The organism is Hyphococcus aureus (assembly GCF_042643165.1).
In the GTDB taxonomy this organism is placed as follows: domain Bacteria; phylum Pseudomonadota; class Alphaproteobacteria; order Caulobacterales; family Parvularculaceae; genus Hyphococcus; species Hyphococcus aureus.
On sequence record NZ_JBHRSH010000001.1, the window covers coordinates 1896681 to 1911432 of the forward strand.

At 59.6% G+C, this 14752-nt stretch carries 20 protein-coding genes; 17 read left to right on the forward strand and 3 right to left on the reverse strand.

Annotated features, from left to right (window positions below; genetic code table 11):
• Positions 1-55 precede the first annotated feature (55 nt).
• From ACFOOP_RS09290 to ACFOOP_RS09305, 4 genes are all read left to right on the forward strand, one after another.
• Positions 56-181, forward strand: a complete 126-nt coding sequence (locus tag ACFOOP_RS09290) for a hypothetical protein (RefSeq protein ID WP_379880651.1) — start codon at positions 56-58, stop codon at positions 179-181.
• Complete coding sequence (locus ACFOOP_RS09295) at positions 168-1853, forward strand: hypothetical protein (protein WP_379880653.1); 1686 nt, start codon at positions 168-170, stop codon at positions 1851-1853. Before ACFOOP_RS09290 ends, ACFOOP_RS09295 begins: the two co-directional genes overlap by 14 nt.
• A 19-nt stretch (positions 1854-1872) precedes the next feature.
• Positions 1873-2817, forward strand: coding sequence for a site-specific tyrosine recombinase XerD (locus ACFOOP_RS09300; RefSeq protein ID WP_379880654.1), 945 nt, complete (start codon positions 1873-1875; stop codon positions 2815-2817).
• A 112-nt stretch (positions 2818-2929) separates the two neighbouring features.
• A complete protein-coding gene (locus ACFOOP_RS09305) occupies positions 2930-3901 on the forward strand; it encodes an acetyl-CoA carboxylase carboxyltransferase subunit alpha (protein WP_379881546.1) in 972 nt (323 codons plus the stop codon).
• Positions 3902-3922: 21 nt separating this feature from the next.
• On the opposite strand, the gene ACFOOP_RS09310 is transcribed toward ACFOOP_RS09305, so the two are convergent.
• The 3 genes from ACFOOP_RS09310 to ACFOOP_RS09320 all read right to left on the reverse strand — a co-directional run bounded on the left by ACFOOP_RS09310 (position 3923) and on the right by ACFOOP_RS09320 (position 5254).
• Positions 3923-4063 carry a hypothetical protein gene (locus tag ACFOOP_RS09310; protein ID WP_379880655.1) on the reverse strand — a complete coding sequence of 47 codons (141 nt, stop codon included), beginning with the start codon at positions 4061-4063 and terminating at the stop codon, positions 3923-3925.
• Positions 4064-4143: 80 nt separating this feature from the next.
• Positions 4144-4485 (reverse strand): hypothetical protein, encoded by a 342-nt coding sequence (locus ACFOOP_RS09315; protein WP_379880657.1) that lies wholly within the window; start codon positions 4483-4485, stop codon positions 4144-4146.
• A 94-nt stretch (positions 4486-4579) separates the two neighbouring features.
• Complete coding sequence (locus ACFOOP_RS09320) at positions 4580-5254, reverse strand: alpha/beta hydrolase (RefSeq protein WP_379880658.1); 675 nt, start codon at positions 5252-5254, stop codon at positions 4580-4582.
• Between the two features lie 259 nt (positions 5255-5513).
• Here ACFOOP_RS09320 and ACFOOP_RS09325 point away from each other — a divergent pair, with 259 nt between their 5' ends.
• The 13 genes from ACFOOP_RS09325 to ACFOOP_RS09385 are packed head-to-tail and all read left to right on the forward strand — an operon-like array spanning position 5514 to position 14751.
• Complete coding sequence (locus tag ACFOOP_RS09325) at positions 5514-5999, forward strand: Rrf2 family transcriptional regulator (protein WP_379880659.1); 486 nt, start codon at positions 5514-5516, stop codon at positions 5997-5999.
• Complete coding sequence (locus ACFOOP_RS09330; RefSeq protein WP_379880660.1) at positions 5996-7135, forward strand: cysteine desulfurase family protein; 1140 nt, start codon at positions 5996-5998, stop codon at positions 7133-7135. Before ACFOOP_RS09325 ends, ACFOOP_RS09330 begins: the two co-directional genes overlap by 4 nt.
• Positions 7132-7431, forward strand: coding sequence for a hypothetical protein (locus ACFOOP_RS09335; RefSeq protein WP_379880662.1), 300 nt, complete (start codon positions 7132-7134; stop codon positions 7429-7431). Before ACFOOP_RS09330 ends, ACFOOP_RS09335 begins: the two co-directional genes overlap by 4 nt.
• Complete coding sequence (gene sufB, locus ACFOOP_RS09340; protein WP_379880663.1) at positions 7431-8981, forward strand: Fe-S cluster assembly protein SufB; 1551 nt, start codon at positions 7431-7433, stop codon at positions 8979-8981. Before ACFOOP_RS09335 ends, sufB begins: the two co-directional genes overlap by 1 nt.
• Positions 8981-9478: a cupin domain-containing protein gene (locus ACFOOP_RS09345; protein WP_379880664.1), complete on the forward strand. Its 498-nt coding sequence runs from the start codon at positions 8981-8983 to the stop codon at positions 9476-9478. Before sufB ends, ACFOOP_RS09345 begins: the two co-directional genes overlap by 1 nt.
• A gap of 36 nt (positions 9479-9514) precedes the next feature.
• Positions 9515-10003 carry a cupin domain-containing protein gene (locus tag ACFOOP_RS09350; protein ID WP_379880666.1) on the forward strand — a complete coding sequence of 163 codons (489 nt, stop codon included), beginning with the start codon at positions 9515-9517 and terminating at the stop codon, positions 10001-10003.
• Positions 10000-10440, forward strand: a complete 441-nt coding sequence (locus tag ACFOOP_RS09355; RefSeq protein ID WP_379880668.1) for a RidA family protein — start codon at positions 10000-10002, stop codon at positions 10438-10440. Before ACFOOP_RS09350 ends, ACFOOP_RS09355 begins: the two co-directional genes overlap by 4 nt.
• A complete protein-coding gene (locus ACFOOP_RS09360) occupies positions 10437-10892 on the forward strand; it encodes a YybH family protein (protein ID WP_379880669.1) in 456 nt (151 codons plus the stop codon). The genes ACFOOP_RS09355 and ACFOOP_RS09360 overlap by 4 nt, the downstream gene beginning before the upstream one ends.
• A complete protein-coding gene (sufC, locus tag ACFOOP_RS09365; protein WP_379880670.1) occupies positions 10892-11638 on the forward strand; it encodes a Fe-S cluster assembly ATPase SufC in 747 nt (248 codons plus the stop codon). The genes ACFOOP_RS09360 and sufC overlap by 1 nt, the downstream gene beginning before the upstream one ends.
• A 5-nt stretch (positions 11639-11643) precedes the next feature.
• Positions 11644-12873 (forward strand): Fe-S cluster assembly protein SufD, encoded by a 1230-nt coding sequence (gene sufD / locus ACFOOP_RS09370; protein WP_379880672.1) that lies wholly within the window; start codon positions 11644-11646, stop codon positions 12871-12873.
• Positions 12870-13106 (forward strand): hypothetical protein, encoded by a 237-nt coding sequence (locus tag ACFOOP_RS09375; RefSeq protein ID WP_379880673.1) that lies wholly within the window; start codon positions 12870-12872, stop codon positions 13104-13106. Before sufD ends, ACFOOP_RS09375 begins: the two co-directional genes overlap by 4 nt.
• Positions 13099-14340, forward strand: a complete 1242-nt coding sequence (locus ACFOOP_RS09380; protein WP_379880675.1) for an aminotransferase class V-fold PLP-dependent enzyme — start codon at positions 13099-13101, stop codon at positions 14338-14340. The genes ACFOOP_RS09375 and ACFOOP_RS09380 overlap by 8 nt, the downstream gene beginning before the upstream one ends.
• A 9-nt stretch (positions 14341-14349) precedes the next feature.
• Positions 14350-14751, forward strand: a complete 402-nt coding sequence (locus ACFOOP_RS09385; RefSeq protein ID WP_379880676.1) for an SUF system Fe-S cluster assembly protein — start codon at positions 14350-14352, stop codon at positions 14749-14751.
• Position 14752 lies beyond the last annotated feature (1 nt).

A 14752-nucleotide genomic window follows, 5' to 3' on the forward strand; every position in this document is an offset into this window, starting at 1 on the left:
ATAGCGTGCTATGCTGGCTGGCGTCAGCGAGTTGGGCCTCGAAGGGAGCGGTTTCGTGCGGTTTGTAGGAATTCTGTTGCTGGTGGCCCTGGCCGGGCTGATTGGGCTTTTCGTTTATGGCCAGATGATGGAGCCGGAGACCCGCGAAATTCAGACGGAAGCCAATTATGAACCGCAATAAGCTCCTCGCCGCAGCGGCCTCCGCCTTTGTCGCCGGGGCCAGCGTTCCCTTTGCGGTCGCCCAGATCGCGCCGCCGGACACCGTCGAAACCGCGCAGCTCCCAACGGATGCTTTCGCCATTGGCGGGCTTGAGGAGGGCGAGCGCGGGCTTCCCGCGACGCTCTGGACCAATTCCGATCCGCAGATTCTCGATTTCCTCTTGTCCCACGCGCCGGTGCGCCCGGCCTCGCCTAGCCTTGGCAGAGCGATGCGGCGGACGCTTTTGTCGCCCGGCGCCAAGCCCGCCGGGGCGGACGTCTCGCTTGGCGGCAAGAAAATGCTCGCGCTCGCGCGGGCAGGCTTCGTTGATGAGGCCCGCAATATCGCCAGTCTCGCAAGCGCCGGCCGCAACGATCTTGTCGTGGCTGAGGCCGACGCGACGATCAGCCTTCTGAACGGCGATGCTGAATACGCCTGCCGTCGCGGCGCCGGGCTTGCGGGCGGGCGCGAGGCGATTTTCTGGGTGCGGCTCAGAGCTTTCTGTTACGCCCGCGCCGGTGAGCTAGACGCGCTTGACCTCACCATGAATCTGCTGCGCGAGCGCGGCGCGATTTCCCAGGCGGATGAAGCCCTGTTTTTCGCCGCTGCTGCGGGCGCCCCGCCAAAGGACGTCCCGCCGATCACAACCCCGCTTCAATATGCTGCGCTCAAAGCTGCTGGCGTTGAGATGAGTCTCAACGATCTGGCGGGGGCCGAAGGCGGTGTCATAGCGGCGGTTGCGCGCGACGCCGGCGTTTCCAATGCGTTGCGGATCGAAGCCACCATGCGCGCCGTGGCGCTCGGCATCATGGAGCCATCGCGCCTCAACGCCCTGTTCAGCGGCATCCAGTTTGAAGTCGCCGATCTTGGAGCGGCGATCGATACGGCGGCGGCGCGGCCCGGCGATCCGGTCACGGATGCGCTCCTCTATCAATCTATCGCTGCGATGACGGCGCCTGAATTCATTCGCGACAAGGCGCAGCGCATTTCCCTTGCGCTTGCGCGCGCAGACAGTTTTCACCGCGCCTATTCGCTGGCGCATCTTTATGCGGAGCAAATCGCCACGCTCGAAGGCGTGATTGTTTCTCCGGAAGAGGCGTCAAGCTTCGCCCTTGCCGCGATGACCACCGGCGACAGTGTTGGCGCCGGCCGCTGGCTCGCCTCAATGATCGGCGCAAATGAAAGCGTCGCCGCCTTGCCTGAAGCGCTCGGGATTGAATTTATCGACCGGGTCAATTTGCTCTCGGTTCTCGATCCGCAAACGGCTGCGCGCATCGCCCGCGGCGCCGGGGTGTCTCTTCTTTCGAACGAACCGGGCGTGACGGGTGCGGGAGCCCGCGCCCATGAAGACCCTTCGGTGACGGCCCGCATTCTGGAAGCGGCTTTTGACGCCGTGGCTGGCGAAAAGGTCGGTCAGGCGGGGCTTGCCGCGCTGGCGGCGTCGTCAGGTTCTGCGGCTTTTGGCGGCGAGGTTGAGGCCGTGATTATTGAAGAAGGTCTGGACGCGGCGGGGATGCCGGAGCTTGGCCGGCGTCACCAGTTCGAGCGCGCGCTGGCGTCCGCTTTCGCAGCCGCGCCTGCGGCGGGGCAAGCTGCGTCGACGAGCGAAGAGGGCGGTTTTGCGCCGCGCATCAAGCCGCCGAAAAGCCGGTGATGTCTTTGATGGAAAAGCGATGAGCGCAAAGCGCGCAGAAGCGTCGCAAACAAACGCCCGGCTGATAGAGGCGTTTCTGGAAATGATGGCGGTGGAGCGCGCTGCTGCAGCCAACACCCTAAAGAACTATGGCCGCGACCTTGAGCGGTTTTCTGTCTTCATTACCCATCGTCATGAGACGCTGGAAACCGCTGGCGCCAACGACATCGCCGCCTGGTTGGAGGCGTTGGAACAACAGGAGCTGTCCGCAGCGACGGCCGCGCTGAAAACGTCCGCGCTGCGCCAGTTTTATCAGTTTCTCTATACGGAAGGGCTTCGCGCCGATAATCCGACGGCCGCAATTGAGCGCCCGAAAACACAAAGAGCGCTTCCCAAAATTCTCAGCCGCGAAGAGGTCGAGGCTTTGTTTGAGGCGGCGGAGGCGATTGAGGGCGCCAAGGGCAAGCGTCTTATCGCCATGCTGGAAATTCTCTATGCGGGCGGGTTGCGTGTGTCGGAGCTTGTGGGCTTGCCGCTCGCCGCCATGCGCAAGGGCGAGCGGTTGTTGATCATCCGCGGCAAAGGCGACAAGGAGCGTCTTGCGCCGCTGACCGCGCGGGCGGTCGAGGCCGTCGAGGCTTATCTCGGCGTGCGTGGCGAGTTTCTGGAAGAGGGCGCCGCCTCGCCATGGCTGTTTCCCTCGCGCGGCAAAACCGGGCATATCACGGCGGCGCGGTTCGCCCAGATGCTCAAAGACCTCGCCGCCGCCGCCGGGGTGCTCCCGTCCAAGGTGTCTCCCCATGTCCTGCGCCATGCCTTTGCGACGCACCTGCTGGATGGCGGGGCTGATCTCAGAACCGTCCAGCAGATGCTGGGTCATGCGGACATCACCACGACCGAGATCTACACCCATGTCGCTCAGGACCGGCTGCGCGATCTTGTCATGTCAAAACACCCACTGGCCCGGAAAAAGGGCGGAAAATAAGCGAATCTCCCGGCGCGACCTTAGAAGGGTTGCCGCCTATTTGCCAAAATACTAGGTATTGCAGAGATCCTTCTATCTCATCCCTAACCAAAGTTTTGTTATGTCGTCGCCCATGCGCACTTATCTCGACTTCGAAAAACCGATCGCCGAACTTGAGGGCAAGATTTCTGATCTGCGCCAGATGGATGGCGAGACCGGCGTCAATGTAGACGAAGAAATTGAAAAGCTTCAGGGCAAGGCGGACAGTCTTTTGTCCGACGCCTATTCAAAATTGTCGCGCTGGCAGAAGACGCAAGTCGCCCGTCACGGGTCGCGACCGCATTTCGCTGACTATGTAGCGCAGCTTGTCGATGACTTTACACCGCTCGCGGGCGACCGCGCCTTTGGCGAGGATGCGGCGATCCTTGGCGGACCGGCGCGCCTTCGTGGACGCTCGGTCATGCTCATCGGTCATGAAAAAGGCGCGGACACGGCGGGCCGTGTGAAACATAATTTCGGCATGGCCCGGCCCGAAGGCTATCGCAAGGCGATGCGCCTCATGGATATGGCCGAGCGTTTCAACATGCCTGTGGTGACACTCGTCGATACGCCCGGCGCCTATCCGGGTCGCGGCGCGGAAGAGCGCGGACAGGCCGAAGCAATTGCGTCGTGTACGGAAAAATGCCTTGGCCTCGGCGCTCCGCTGATCTCCGTCATTGTCGGCGAGGGCGGGTCTGGCGGCGCGGTTGCGCTGGCGGCGGCCAACAAGGTCCTGATGCTTGAACATTCGGTCTATTCGGTGATTTCGCCGGAAGGCTGCGCCTCCATTTTGTGGAAAGACGCCGCCGGCAAAGGCGAAAACAAGGCGCCGGATGCGGCGGAGGCGATGCGCATTTCCGCGCAGGATCTCCTCGAGCTTGGCGTCATAGACGGCGTGATCGCAGAGCCTGTTGGCGGCGCCCATCGCGATGCGGGGCTGACGATTGAACGTCTCGGCGATGCGGTAGAGTCTGCGATCCGCGAGCTTGAGCATCTTTCTCCGGATGAGCTGAAGCAACAGCGCCGGAATAAGTTCCTGTCGATCGGCCGCGTCGGCCTCGCTTAAGGCGCTTCAAATTTATTGGTTTTAATTGGACAGCGCGAGCAGCACGATGAGCGCCGCGACGCCTGCCGCAAGCAATATTGTTTTCAGCGGGAGATTGCGGGCGTTGCGCGGCGGCGGCGTTGGGAAGCCATCATCAAAGTCATGTTGATCGTCTGACGCCACCTGCGCAGGTCCTCATTGCTTGCCTGAAAACGATAGCATGCATGAATGAAATTGCACGAGACGCGTTGCGGTAAAGCGCGTCAGCTGCGGGACAAAACGCCGCTTAAAATGACATCGCCATTCTGACGGATGTCGATGCGCGCGCCATCTTCAAGTTTCGGCAGGATCGCACCACGCTTTGAGGTGAATGTTGCGTTGACGCGGCCTTTTACAATCTTCACCGTAACAACGCTGTGATCATTCGCCATGACCTGCGCTTCGCGTCCCGCCACTCCTTGAAGGTCGACCGAGAGTTTTGTCGCGCCGTCGCCGCCAATCAGATAGGAAATGGAGCCGCGGCCCGTGAAGCCGCTCACGCCGGTAAGCTTTGCGGAAAACGGCCGCCAAGCGAGCGGCAACGCCTTCGTGAGCATCTCAAGCATAATATCCCCCCGGACAGTTGCGCCAGTCTATCATTCTGGCTTGCAAAAGTTAATCCGGGGGAAATCCGTCAAAGGTTAAGCCTTTGGACAGCCTCTATTTTTCGCCGTGATACTCGCCTTCCGGCAGATCATGGGCGAGGCGGTTGTCGAGATAAGTCTCGGCGGTCTTGATGAACGCCTCAATATGGGACTCGAAGAAATGGTCTGCGCCGGGCACCACTTCGAATTCGATCTTGCGCCCCTTTTGCGTCCGTGTGCGCTCGACCATGCCGCGGGTTTCTTCGGGCATGCAAATCTTGTCATGCTCGGCGTGGATAACGACGCCGGAAGACGGGCAGGGCGCCAGGAACGAAAAATCATACAGATTGGCGGGCGTTGAGCCGGCGATGAAGCCGACGATTTCGGGTCTGCGCATCAATAGCTGCATCGCAATCCAGGAGCCGAAGGAAAAGCCGGCGACCCAGCTAAAGGGCGCATTCGGGTTCAACTGCTGCATGTAATCAAGCGCGGTCGCGGCGTCCGCCAGTTCGCCCTGGCCTTGATCATACTCGCCTTGGCTGCGGCCGACGCCGCGGAAATTGAAGCGCATGGTCGAGAAACCGCGGCGCACGAACATCTGGTACAGTTCATAGGTGGCGCGATTGTTCATGGTCCCGCCGAACATCGGATGCGGGTGCAGGATCAGGGCGACAGGCGGATTATCGCCTTTCCCCTTTTGATAGCGGCCTTCAAGGCGTCCTTCCGGACCGGCGAAAATCACTTCTGGCATCGTCTACCTTTTCAAATCCTGACGGGGCAGGGGCGAAACCCCAGCCGCTCACTCACTTTTCATCCCCTGGAGACGCAGAAATCGTCATTTTCACCGGTTTTTCAAGCGGCGCTAATGTTGACTGTTTTGGTCGGATTTCTTATCTCGGCTGCGCAAGGGGTCGAAGAGCGGGCGCGTATAGCACGTTTTCCCTTTGGCGCCAGCCGAACCGGCCAAACCGCGCGGATCAGGCGCACAGGCTTATAAGAGGATTTGCCAAGTGAAACTCACCACCAAAGGCAGATATGCGGTTTCGGCCCTCGCCGATATTGCGGCGACCGGGGCGGCGACGGGCAGCGACGGTCCGGTCGCCCTTTCCGACGTGGCGCTGCGTCAGGGGATTTCGCTTTCTTACCTCGAACAGCTTTTCGCAAAACTCCGCCGCGCCGGTCTGGTGGAAAGCGTTCGCGGCGTCGCCGGCGGCTACGCGTTGACGGCGCCCGCCTCCGAGACGCGGGTTGCGGATATTATTGCTGCTGTGGATGAGGAAATTCGCACAACCGCCTGCGCCACAGGGTCCGCCATCGGTTGTCAGGGAACGAGTGCGCGATGCCTCACCCATGATTTGTGGGATGAGCTTGGCCGTCAGATCGAAGTGTTTCTCAACGCCGTCACGCTCGAAGACATTATTGAGCGCCGCGTCGCCGGCATGGCGGCGGTGAACGCGCCCATCCGTGAAAACAGTTTTGCGGGGGCGGCGGAATGAAACGGCATTATTTGGATCACAACGCGACCGCGCCCATTCGACCCGAGGTGATCGATCTTGTGGCCGAGACGATGCGTCATGACGGCAATTCGCTGTCGGTGCATGAAGAGGGACGGCGCGCGCACAAAATTCTGGAAGATGCGCGCGAACAGGTGCGGTCTTTGGTCAATGCGCCAGTCAATGGCGTCATCTTCACGAGCGGCGGAACGGAGTCGATCCATTATGCGCTGCATGGCGCAATGGCGCCGCACAAGATCAAACGGTTTTTCATCAGCGCGCTTGAACATACGGCGGTCGCCGCCAACGCCGAAACCACCGGCGCCGACATCGAAATCATTCCTGCGCTGCGCTCGGGCCTTGTTGATCTCGCCTGGCTGAAAGACCGGCTCGCCAATTATGATGTGCAACGCGACGGCGGCTTCATGGTCTGTCTCATGTTCGCCAACAACGAGACCGGCGTCATTCAGCCGGTCGCAGAGGCGGCGGCGATTACGCATGAAGCGGACGGGCTTCTCTTCTGCGATGCCGCGCAGGCGGTGGGCAAGGTTCCCGTCAACTTTGTCATGTCGGGCGCGGACATCATGTCGTTCACCGGCCATAAATTTGGCGGTCCCATCGGCGTTGGCGCGCTGGTCGCGGGCCCGAACCTGCCGCTGGAACCGCAGATGCGCGGCGGCGGCCATGAGAGCAATCGCCGCGCCGGCACCCATAATGTGGCGGGGATCGCCGGGCTGGGTCTGGCTTGCGAGTCTGCGAAAGACAGCCTCGCGCGCGCCGATGACATCACCGCCTTGCGCAATCGCATGGAAGACGCGGCGATTGCGGCGGGCGCGAAAATCTGGGGCGCCAGCGAAGAGCGTTTGCCCGGCACGCTTTGTCTGTCGGCGGACGGCTTTCCCGGCGCCACGCAATTGATGACCATGGATCTCGCCGGGCTCGCGATTTCGGCGGGCAGCGCATGCTCCTCAGGCAAGACAAAACCGAGCCATGTGTTGACCGCCATGGGCGCAAGCGAAGAAGAGGCGACCTCGGCCATCCGCGTCTCCCTCGGCTGGAACTCGGGCGCCGAAGACGCCGACGCCTTCATACGCGAATGGCCGAAAGCTTACACGCGCATCAAAGCGAGGGCGGCGTGATGGCATCGTTTCGTATATATTTTCTATTTCCGATTTTCGTCGCGCTTTTGGTTCCGTTTTTTGCGGGCATAGCGATATTGCTCAAATGTTTCGCTGGGCTTCTGACTAAAGCTTACCTTGAAGGTGCTCTTCTTCTGGCTGTTATCGGATATGTGCTTTTGTTTGTGTTCTTGATGATCCGGCAAGTTTTTTGGGTCGAAAAAATAATGGAAAAAACGGGCTTAAGCGTTGAAGAGTTAGATGCGTTGCCGAGGGCGCAGCAAAAAGAAATTATTGAAAAGTTTGGGAACGCATAATGTCCGAAATCAAAGAAACCATTTCCAAAGACACCGTCGCCACAGCGAAATCGCTGGAGACCTATAAATACGGTTTCTCGACCGATATTGAATCGGTGAAGGCGCCGAAGGGTCTCAATGAAGACACGGTGCGGTTCATCTCCGCCAAAAAGGAAGAGCCGGAATGGCTGCTCGAATGGCGCCTCGAAGCGTTCCGGCGCTGGCTGACCATGACCGAGCCGACCTGGGCGATGGTTCACTATCCGAAGATCGATTATCAGGACGCCTATTATTATTCCGAACCGACATCGGGCGCGAAATACGACTCCATTGACGATGTGCCGCCGGAAATTCTCGCCGACTTTGAAAAGCTCGGCATTCCCTTGCGCGAGGCGGAAGTGCTGCTCGGTGTTGCGGGCGCCGGCGCCAGTCCCGGCGAGGCGAGAACGCATCCCGATGGCCCAACTCCAAACGAGGCGGCGCCGGAAAAGAAGAAAGTCGCCGTCGATGCGGTGTTCGATTCCGTCTCCGTCGCCACGACCTTCAAGAAAGAGCTTCAGAAAGCCGGCGTCATCTTCATGTCGATTTCCGAGGCCGTGCGCGAGCACCCCGATTTGGTCCGGAAGTATCTCGGCACGGTGGTGCCGACCTCCGACAATTTCTTTGCGACCCTGAACTCTGCGGTCTTTTCCGACGGCACCTTCGTTTATGTGCCGGAGGGCGTTCGCTGCCCCATGGAGCTGTCCACATATTTCCGTATCAACGAAGCGAATACCGGCCAGTTTGAGCGCACGCTCATCGTCGCGGCGCCGGGGTCATACGTGTCTTATCTCGAAGGCTGCACTGCGCCCATGCGCGATGAAAACCAGTTGCACGCCGCCGTGGTTGAACTCGTCGTCGAAGACGACGCGGAGATCAAATATTCAACCGTGCAGAACTGGTACCCCGGCGACAAGGACGGCAAGGGCGGCATCTATAATTTCGTGACCAAGCGCGCCGACTGCCGCGGGGTGAATTCCAAAGTCTCATGGACGCAGGTGGAGACCGGCTCCGCCGTGACGTGGAAATATCCGTCCTGCGTGCTGAAAGGCGATAACAGCCAGGGCGAGTTCTACTCCATCGCCATCACCAACAATCACCAACAGGCCGACACCGGCACCAAGATGATTCACCTGGGCAAGAACACCAAGTCGCGGATCATTTCGAAGGGAATTTCCGCCGGCAAATCGAACTCCACCTATCGCGGTCTCGTCAGCATTCACCGCAAGGCCGAGGGCGCGCGCAACTTCACCCAGTGCGACTCGCTGTTGATCGGGAATAATTGCGGCGCGCATACGGTGCCTTATGTGGAATCGAAAAACCCGCGCGCGATCCTCGAGCACGAAGCGACCACCTCGCGTCTTTCCGAAGACCAGCTCTTTTATTGCCAGCAACGCGGTTTGTCGGAAGAAGAATCCGTGGCGCTTCTCGTCAACGGCTTCTGCAAGGAAGTGTTGCAGGAGCTGCCCATGGAATTCGCCGTCGAAGCGCAGAAGCTCGTGAGCGTCAGCTTAGAGGGGAGCGTTGGGTGATGACCAAGTGTGTCATGAACATCGATGACGCGGAGTTCATGGACTTCGCCAGCCCGAATGGAAAGTTCAAAGCCAGGCTCGGACGTATGGGCCCGGCGCTGGGGCTGGATAAGCTCGGCGTCAATATGACAATTGTGGAGCCGGGAAAGCGCGCCTTTCCGTTTCACGTTCATCATGCGACGGAAGAATTGTTTTTCGTCCTGGAAGGCGAAGGCGAATATCGCTTCGGCGAGGGGACACACCCGATTAAGCCGGGCGATCTGTTGTCGGCGCCCTGCGGCGGGCCTGAACGCGCGCACCAGATTATCAACACCGGCAAGGAGTTGCTGAAATATCTGTCGATTTCCGCCGGCGGCAATATGGATGTGGTGGAATATCCGGACTCTGGAAAATTCGCCGCTTTCTCCAGTGAAGATGGCTCATCGGAAAAAGTGCGCCTGCGCTATGTCGGGCGCACATCTTCCGCGGTGGATTATTTTGACGGCGAGGATGATTGAGCCAATGTCCGCAACCGAGCTTGAGAGGATGAGCTGATGTTCTGGCGACGCGAAGGCGGCCCGCTCGATATCAAGGACAATAGCCTCATGGCGTGGCTGTTGCGCATTGTCGCCGTCGTACTCGTGGCGGCGGTGGTGGTGATGATGTTCCGCCTCTGGGCGCCGAGTGCGTCGGCGGAGGAGGAGACATCTTCGCTTCCCTATGCGCTCGATGCGGGCTGGAAGGGCGAGAAGGTTTGCGAACTCCTCTTTGAGAATGACGAAACCCGCGTCGGGCGTTGCACCTTTGCGCCGGGCGTCGGCCATGAACGCCATTATCATCCGCCTCATTATGGATACATCCTCAAAGGCGGGACGATGCGCATTACTGACGCCGACGGAACGCGAGAGCAGGAAACGCCGGACGGCGCGTCATGGTGGAGCCCCGGCGTCGAATGGCACGAGGCCGTCAATGTTGGCGACACGACGACTGTCTATCTGATTTTCGAACCTAAGAGCGCGGTGATGAAAGAGGACGCACAATGAGATTTATTGCAATCGTCTTTGTTGGCTCCCTGTTGCTCACCGCTTGCGGTGAGGCTGAGACCGCAAGGACGTTCGACCGAGATCCATCGCTCGGCGATCTGCCGTTTTCTTCGGCGGTTGTTGTCGGCGACACAATTTATCTGTCGGGCGAGATTGGCCGCGCGCCGGGAACGACGACGGTGGTGGACGGTGGCGCGGGCGCGCAGACGCACCAGATTTTTGCAAATTATAAGGCGACCCTCGAGCGTCTCGGCAGCGGCCTCGACGATATTGTGAAATGCACGGTCTTTCTGGAAGACATGACCGAATATGCGGCGATGAACGAAGCCTATGCAGCGGCGTTTCCCGGCGACAAGCCGGCGCGGTCGACCATGGGTGTTGACGGGTTGGCGCTCGGCGCCGCGGTTGAGATCGAATGTCTGGCGGTGAAATCATGAAATATCTGGTCGTTCTTTTCGGCGCGCTGTGGCTCGCCGCTTGCGGCGCCGCTGAGACAACGCGTCCTGACTTCCGGACCGCGCTTGACGCGCATCTCGCCGCGATCGCGGCGAAGGACTTTGACGCCTACAAACCGACGGTCACATCCGGCGAAGACCTTCATCTTATCTTTCCGGACGGATCGGTTATAGAAACGACGCAAGGCGTGTTCGACTTTCACGAAGAATGGTTCGCCGATTCCAACTGGCGCATGGACCCTGACGTCGTGAAAGTCATGGAAGGCGAGGACATGGCCGCCGCGCTCCTGAAATATGATTATCGCGATACGCCCGAGGGCGACCCGCGCGCGTCATGGCTCATTCTGGTTTTCGGACTGGAAAATGGCCAATGGCGGCTCATCCACGATCAGAACACACGCATCATCCAACAAACCAGTAGCGAAGACGTATAATGTTGAAGATTGACGATCTCCACGTCGCCGTCGGCGGCAATGAAATCCTGAAGGGCCTGTCGCTGGACGTCCCCAAGGGCGAAGTGCATGCGATTATGGGGCCGAACGGCTCGGGCAAGTCGACGCTGTCTTACACCGTCGCCGGGCGCGACGGGTATGAAGCGACGTCGGGCGGCGTGACGCTGGACGGCGAGAACATGCTTGATCTCGATCCTGATGAACGCGCTGCGAAAGGCTTGTTCCTGTCCTTTCAGCACCCCATGGAAATTCCCGGCGTCCAGACCATGAATTTCATCCGCACGGCGATGAACGCTCAGCGCAAGGCGCGCGGAGAAGACGAAGTGTCGGCGGCGGATTTTATTCGCCTCATTCGTGAAAAGGCGAAACTTGTCGGCCTCGATGACGCCAAGCTGAAACGCCAGTTCAATGTGGGTTTTTCCGGCGGCGAGAAAAAGCGCATGGAAATGCTGCAAATGGCGATGTTCGAACCGCGTTTTGCGATCATGGATGAAACCGATTCCGGTCTCGATATCGACGCGTTAAAAATGGTCGGCGATGTGGTGAACGCCCTTCGTGGGCCTGACCGCGGTTTCCTCGTGATCACCCACTATCAGCGATTGCTCGATTATATCAAACCGGACGCCGTGCATGTGCTGGCCGGCGGGCGCATCGTCAAATCCGGCGGGCCGGAGCTGGCGCTGGCGCTCGAAAAATCCGGCTATGAACAGTTTATTGAGGCGGCGTGAACGAAATGACGGCGCTATCCAACCCTTCTCCGTTTGAAGCCGCGCTGGAAGACGCGTTCGCCGCCCGTTCGAAAACGAACGAGGCGCAGGCGGCGGCGTTTGACCGGTTCGCCTCGCTGCGCTTGCCGAACCGCCGCGTCGAGGGGTGGAAATGGACCGACGTCAATGCGGCGCTGCGCAGTGTGACGCCTGGAGAGGCGAGCGCGCCGGACCTGATCGCGCCGTCTCCTTTTGCCGCGCTTGAGCCGCTGGAATTTCGCATCGTCAACGGCAAGGTGAGCCTGCCTGACGAACCCATGCCGGAAGGATTGCGTTACGGAATCATGGACCCGGTCGCGACCATTCCGGAGCTGGAAAAACATCCCATCGCGACGCTGAATGTCGCGATGACGCGAAAGGCGCTGGGGCTTGAGGTGCTTGAAGGGTGTGACGTTGAGCGTCCGATCCTCATTCGCCATATCGTTTCAGGCGCAGGGTTTTCCTTCGCCCAGACCATGATGCGTATTTCGCCAGGCGCAAAGGTTCAAATCATCGAAACCTATGAAGGCGAGGGCGCCGGATTTTATTCCCATCTCTGCCATATGGTCGTGCGCGATGGCGGCGAATGCCGCCGGGTCATGTTGCAGGATAGTTCCGGCGACAGCATCGTCAACGGGATTTGCGCCGCGAAGATCGATAAGGAGGCGCGCTTTGAGCAGACCTCCTTGTCAACGGGAGCGCGGCTTTGCCGGCATGAGACACACGCCCATTTCTGGGCGCCGGGCTCTTCAGCGGCGATCAACAGCGCCGCCTTGCTCTCGGGCGAGCGCCATTCCGACTTCACAAGCGACGTCAAACACGTTGCGCCCGATTGCGCCGTGCGCCAGTTGCACAAAGGCGTCGCCCGGGATCGCAGCCGCAACGTCTTTCAGGGCAAGTTCCATGTCTTGCGCGAGGCGCAGAAGACCGACGCGAAAATGACCGCCAATGCGCTGCTTTTATCTGATGGCGCGGAAGCGAACCACAAGCCCGAGCTTGAAATCTACGCCGACGATGTGGAATGCGCACACGGGTCTACGGTCGGCGCGCTCGATGACGATGCGCTCTTTTATCTGCGTCAGCGGGGCTTAAGCGAGGTTCAGGCGCGCGCATTGCTGGTTGAGGCGTTTGTCGGTGAAGTGACGGAAAGCATTGAAAACGAGGCGCTGCGCGCGATCTTTGCGGTGCGCGTCAGTGATTGGCTGGAGCAGGCATGAAAATGTTTTTTGGCGTATTTCTAGTCTTTTCGTTGGGATTATTTCTGGCCCAGTTTGTCGGTATTGATGTTTCAAGTCAGCCAGACTTTGTTTCGAAAAGTGCGTTGTTGATCGACCAAGTGGATTGGATTCTTGTTTTTGGTGTGGCTCTAACGGCCGCAGCTTTAGTGACTAGTGTGTCCTTGTTAAAACATACACCAATTGGGAAAGCATTGGATTCTCGCGATGAGTGATGGATCACAAATAGCGACTCTTGATGTCGAGGCACTCCGCAAGGAATTTCCAATTCTGTCGCGCGACGCTTATGGCAAGCGGCTTGTCTATCTCGACAGCGCGGCCTCGGCGCAAAAGCCTAAGGCCGTCATTGAAGCGATGACGCACTCGATGGCGCATTCCTATGCGAATGTGCATCGCGGGCTTCACTTGCTGTCCAACGAAACAACGGCGGCCTATGAAGAGGCGCGCAAGACGGTTGCAACATTCCTCAATGCGAAGTCGCCGGATGAAATCATTTTCACCTCCGGCGGAACGGACGCGTTTAATCTTGTCTCCTACGCAATGGGGGTCAATGAAATCGGGGAGGGGGATGAAATCATCCTCTCCGTCGCGGAGCATCACTCCAATATCGTGCCTTGGCATTTCCTGCGCGAGCGCAAGGGCGCGGTGTTGAAATGGCTCGATGTCAGCGATGACGGGGAGATTGATCTCGACGCATACGCCGCGCTGTTCACCTCGAAAACGAAACTTGTGGCGCTGTCACACATGTCGAACGTGCTTGGCGCGCCGGCGCCGGCGAAAGAGCTGGCGAAGATCGCGCACGACCATGGCGCGAAAATCCTGTTTGACGGCTGCCAGGCGGGCGTCCATGGCGCCGTGGATGTTCAGAACATTGACTGCGATTTTTACGTGCTGACCGGCCACAAGCTTTACGGGCCGTCAGGCGTCGGCGTTCTCTATGGCAAGATGGACGCTTTGAAAGCCCTGCCGCCGTTCAAGGGCGGGGGCGAGATGATCGACATGGTGACGCAAGACGCCGTCACCTATAACGATCCGCCGCACCGTTTTGAGGCAGGCACGCCGCCGATCCTTGAAGCGATCGGTCTCGGCGCGTCCTTGAACTGGATGGCGGGCAAAGGCGTTGACGCCATCGCGGCGCATGAGGCGCGGCTGAACGCCCATGTTCTTGAAGAACTGGCGAAACTGAATTTCGTGCGGGTCTTCGGGCGCGCGGAAGGAAAGGCGCCGATCATCGCCTTCACCGTAGAGGGCGCGCACCCGCATGACATTTCCGCGATCCTTGACCGCACCGGCGTGGCCGTGCGCGCCGGCCATCATTGCGCGCAACCGTTGATGAAACGCCTTGGCGTTCCGGCGACCGCGCGCGCGAGCTTCGCCGCCTACAACACCCATGAAGACGTAGAGGCCTTGATTGCCGGTCTCCACAAAACGCACCAGATGCTGGGCTGAGAGTTAGTTATGGACGAGCAACGCGACATTATCGATGTAAACCCGCCCGCCGAACCGGCGCCGCAGGCTGAAACTTCCGGCGCATCCTCAATCCCGGAGGAGGAGCTAGGGCGGATTACAGGCGACGTCATCAAGTCGCTGAAGACCGTTTACGACCCGGAAATCCCGGTTGATATTTATGAGCTGGGCCTCATCTATAAGGTGGACCTTAACGACGACCGGCTATTGACGATCGATATGACCCTGACGGCGCCGGGCTGTCCGGTGGCGGGCGAAATGCCCGGCTGGGTCGAAGGCGCGGTGCGCGGTGTCGAAGGCGTTGACGATGTGACGGTGAACATGGTGTTCGAGCCGCCCTGGACGCCGGAGCGCATGTCCGACGAAGCGAAGCTCGAACTGGGATGGTTGTAAA

Bases quoted from the DNA above. Each gene is read 5' to 3' on its own strand.
- ACFOOP_RS09295 (WP_379880653.1), top strand. From the start codon at position 168: ATGAACCGCAATAAGCTCCTCGCCGCAGCGGCCTCCGCCTTTGTCGCC.
- ACFOOP_RS09300 (WP_379880654.1), top strand. From the start codon at position 1,873: ATGAGCGCAAAGCGCGCAGAAGCGTCGCAAACAAACGCCCGGCTGATA.
- ACFOOP_RS09305 (WP_379881546.1), top strand. From the start codon at position 2,930: ATGCGCACTTATCTCGACTTCGAAAAACCGATCGCCGAACTTGAGGGC.
- ACFOOP_RS09315 (WP_379880657.1), bottom strand. From the start codon at position 4,485: ATGCTTGAGATGCTCACGAAGGCGTTGCCGCTCGCTTGGCGGCCGTTT.
- ACFOOP_RS09320 (WP_379880658.1), bottom strand. From the start codon at position 5,254: ATGCCAGAAGTGATTTTCGCCGGTCCGGAAGGACGCCTTGAAGGCCGC.
- ACFOOP_RS09330 (WP_379880660.1), top strand. From the start codon at position 5,996: ATGAAACGGCATTATTTGGATCACAACGCGACCGCGCCCATTCGACCC.
- sufB (WP_379880663.1), top strand. From the start codon at position 7,431: ATGTCCGAAATCAAAGAAACCATTTCCAAAGACACCGTCGCCACAGCG.
- ACFOOP_RS09345 (WP_379880664.1), top strand. From the start codon at position 8,981: ATGACCAAGTGTGTCATGAACATCGATGACGCGGAGTTCATGGACTTC.
- ACFOOP_RS09350 (WP_379880666.1), top strand. From the start codon at position 9,515: ATGTTCTGGCGACGCGAAGGCGGCCCGCTCGATATCAAGGACAATAGC.
- ACFOOP_RS09355 (WP_379880668.1), top strand. From the start codon at position 10,000: ATGAGATTTATTGCAATCGTCTTTGTTGGCTCCCTGTTGCTCACCGCT.
- ACFOOP_RS09360 (WP_379880669.1), top strand. From the start codon at position 10,437: ATGAAATATCTGGTCGTTCTTTTCGGCGCGCTGTGGCTCGCCGCTTGC.
- sufC (WP_379880670.1), top strand. From the start codon at position 10,892: ATGTTGAAGATTGACGATCTCCACGTCGCCGTCGGCGGCAATGAAATC.
- sufD (WP_379880672.1), top strand. From the start codon at position 11,644: ATGACGGCGCTATCCAACCCTTCTCCGTTTGAAGCCGCGCTGGAAGAC.
- ACFOOP_RS09375 (WP_379880673.1), top strand. From the start codon at position 12,870: ATGAAAATGTTTTTTGGCGTATTTCTAGTCTTTTCGTTGGGATTATTT.
- ACFOOP_RS09380 (WP_379880675.1), top strand. From the start codon at position 13,099: ATGAGTGATGGATCACAAATAGCGACTCTTGATGTCGAGGCACTCCGC.
- ACFOOP_RS09385 (WP_379880676.1), top strand. From the start codon at position 14,350: ATGGACGAGCAACGCGACATTATCGATGTAAACCCGCCCGCCGAACCG.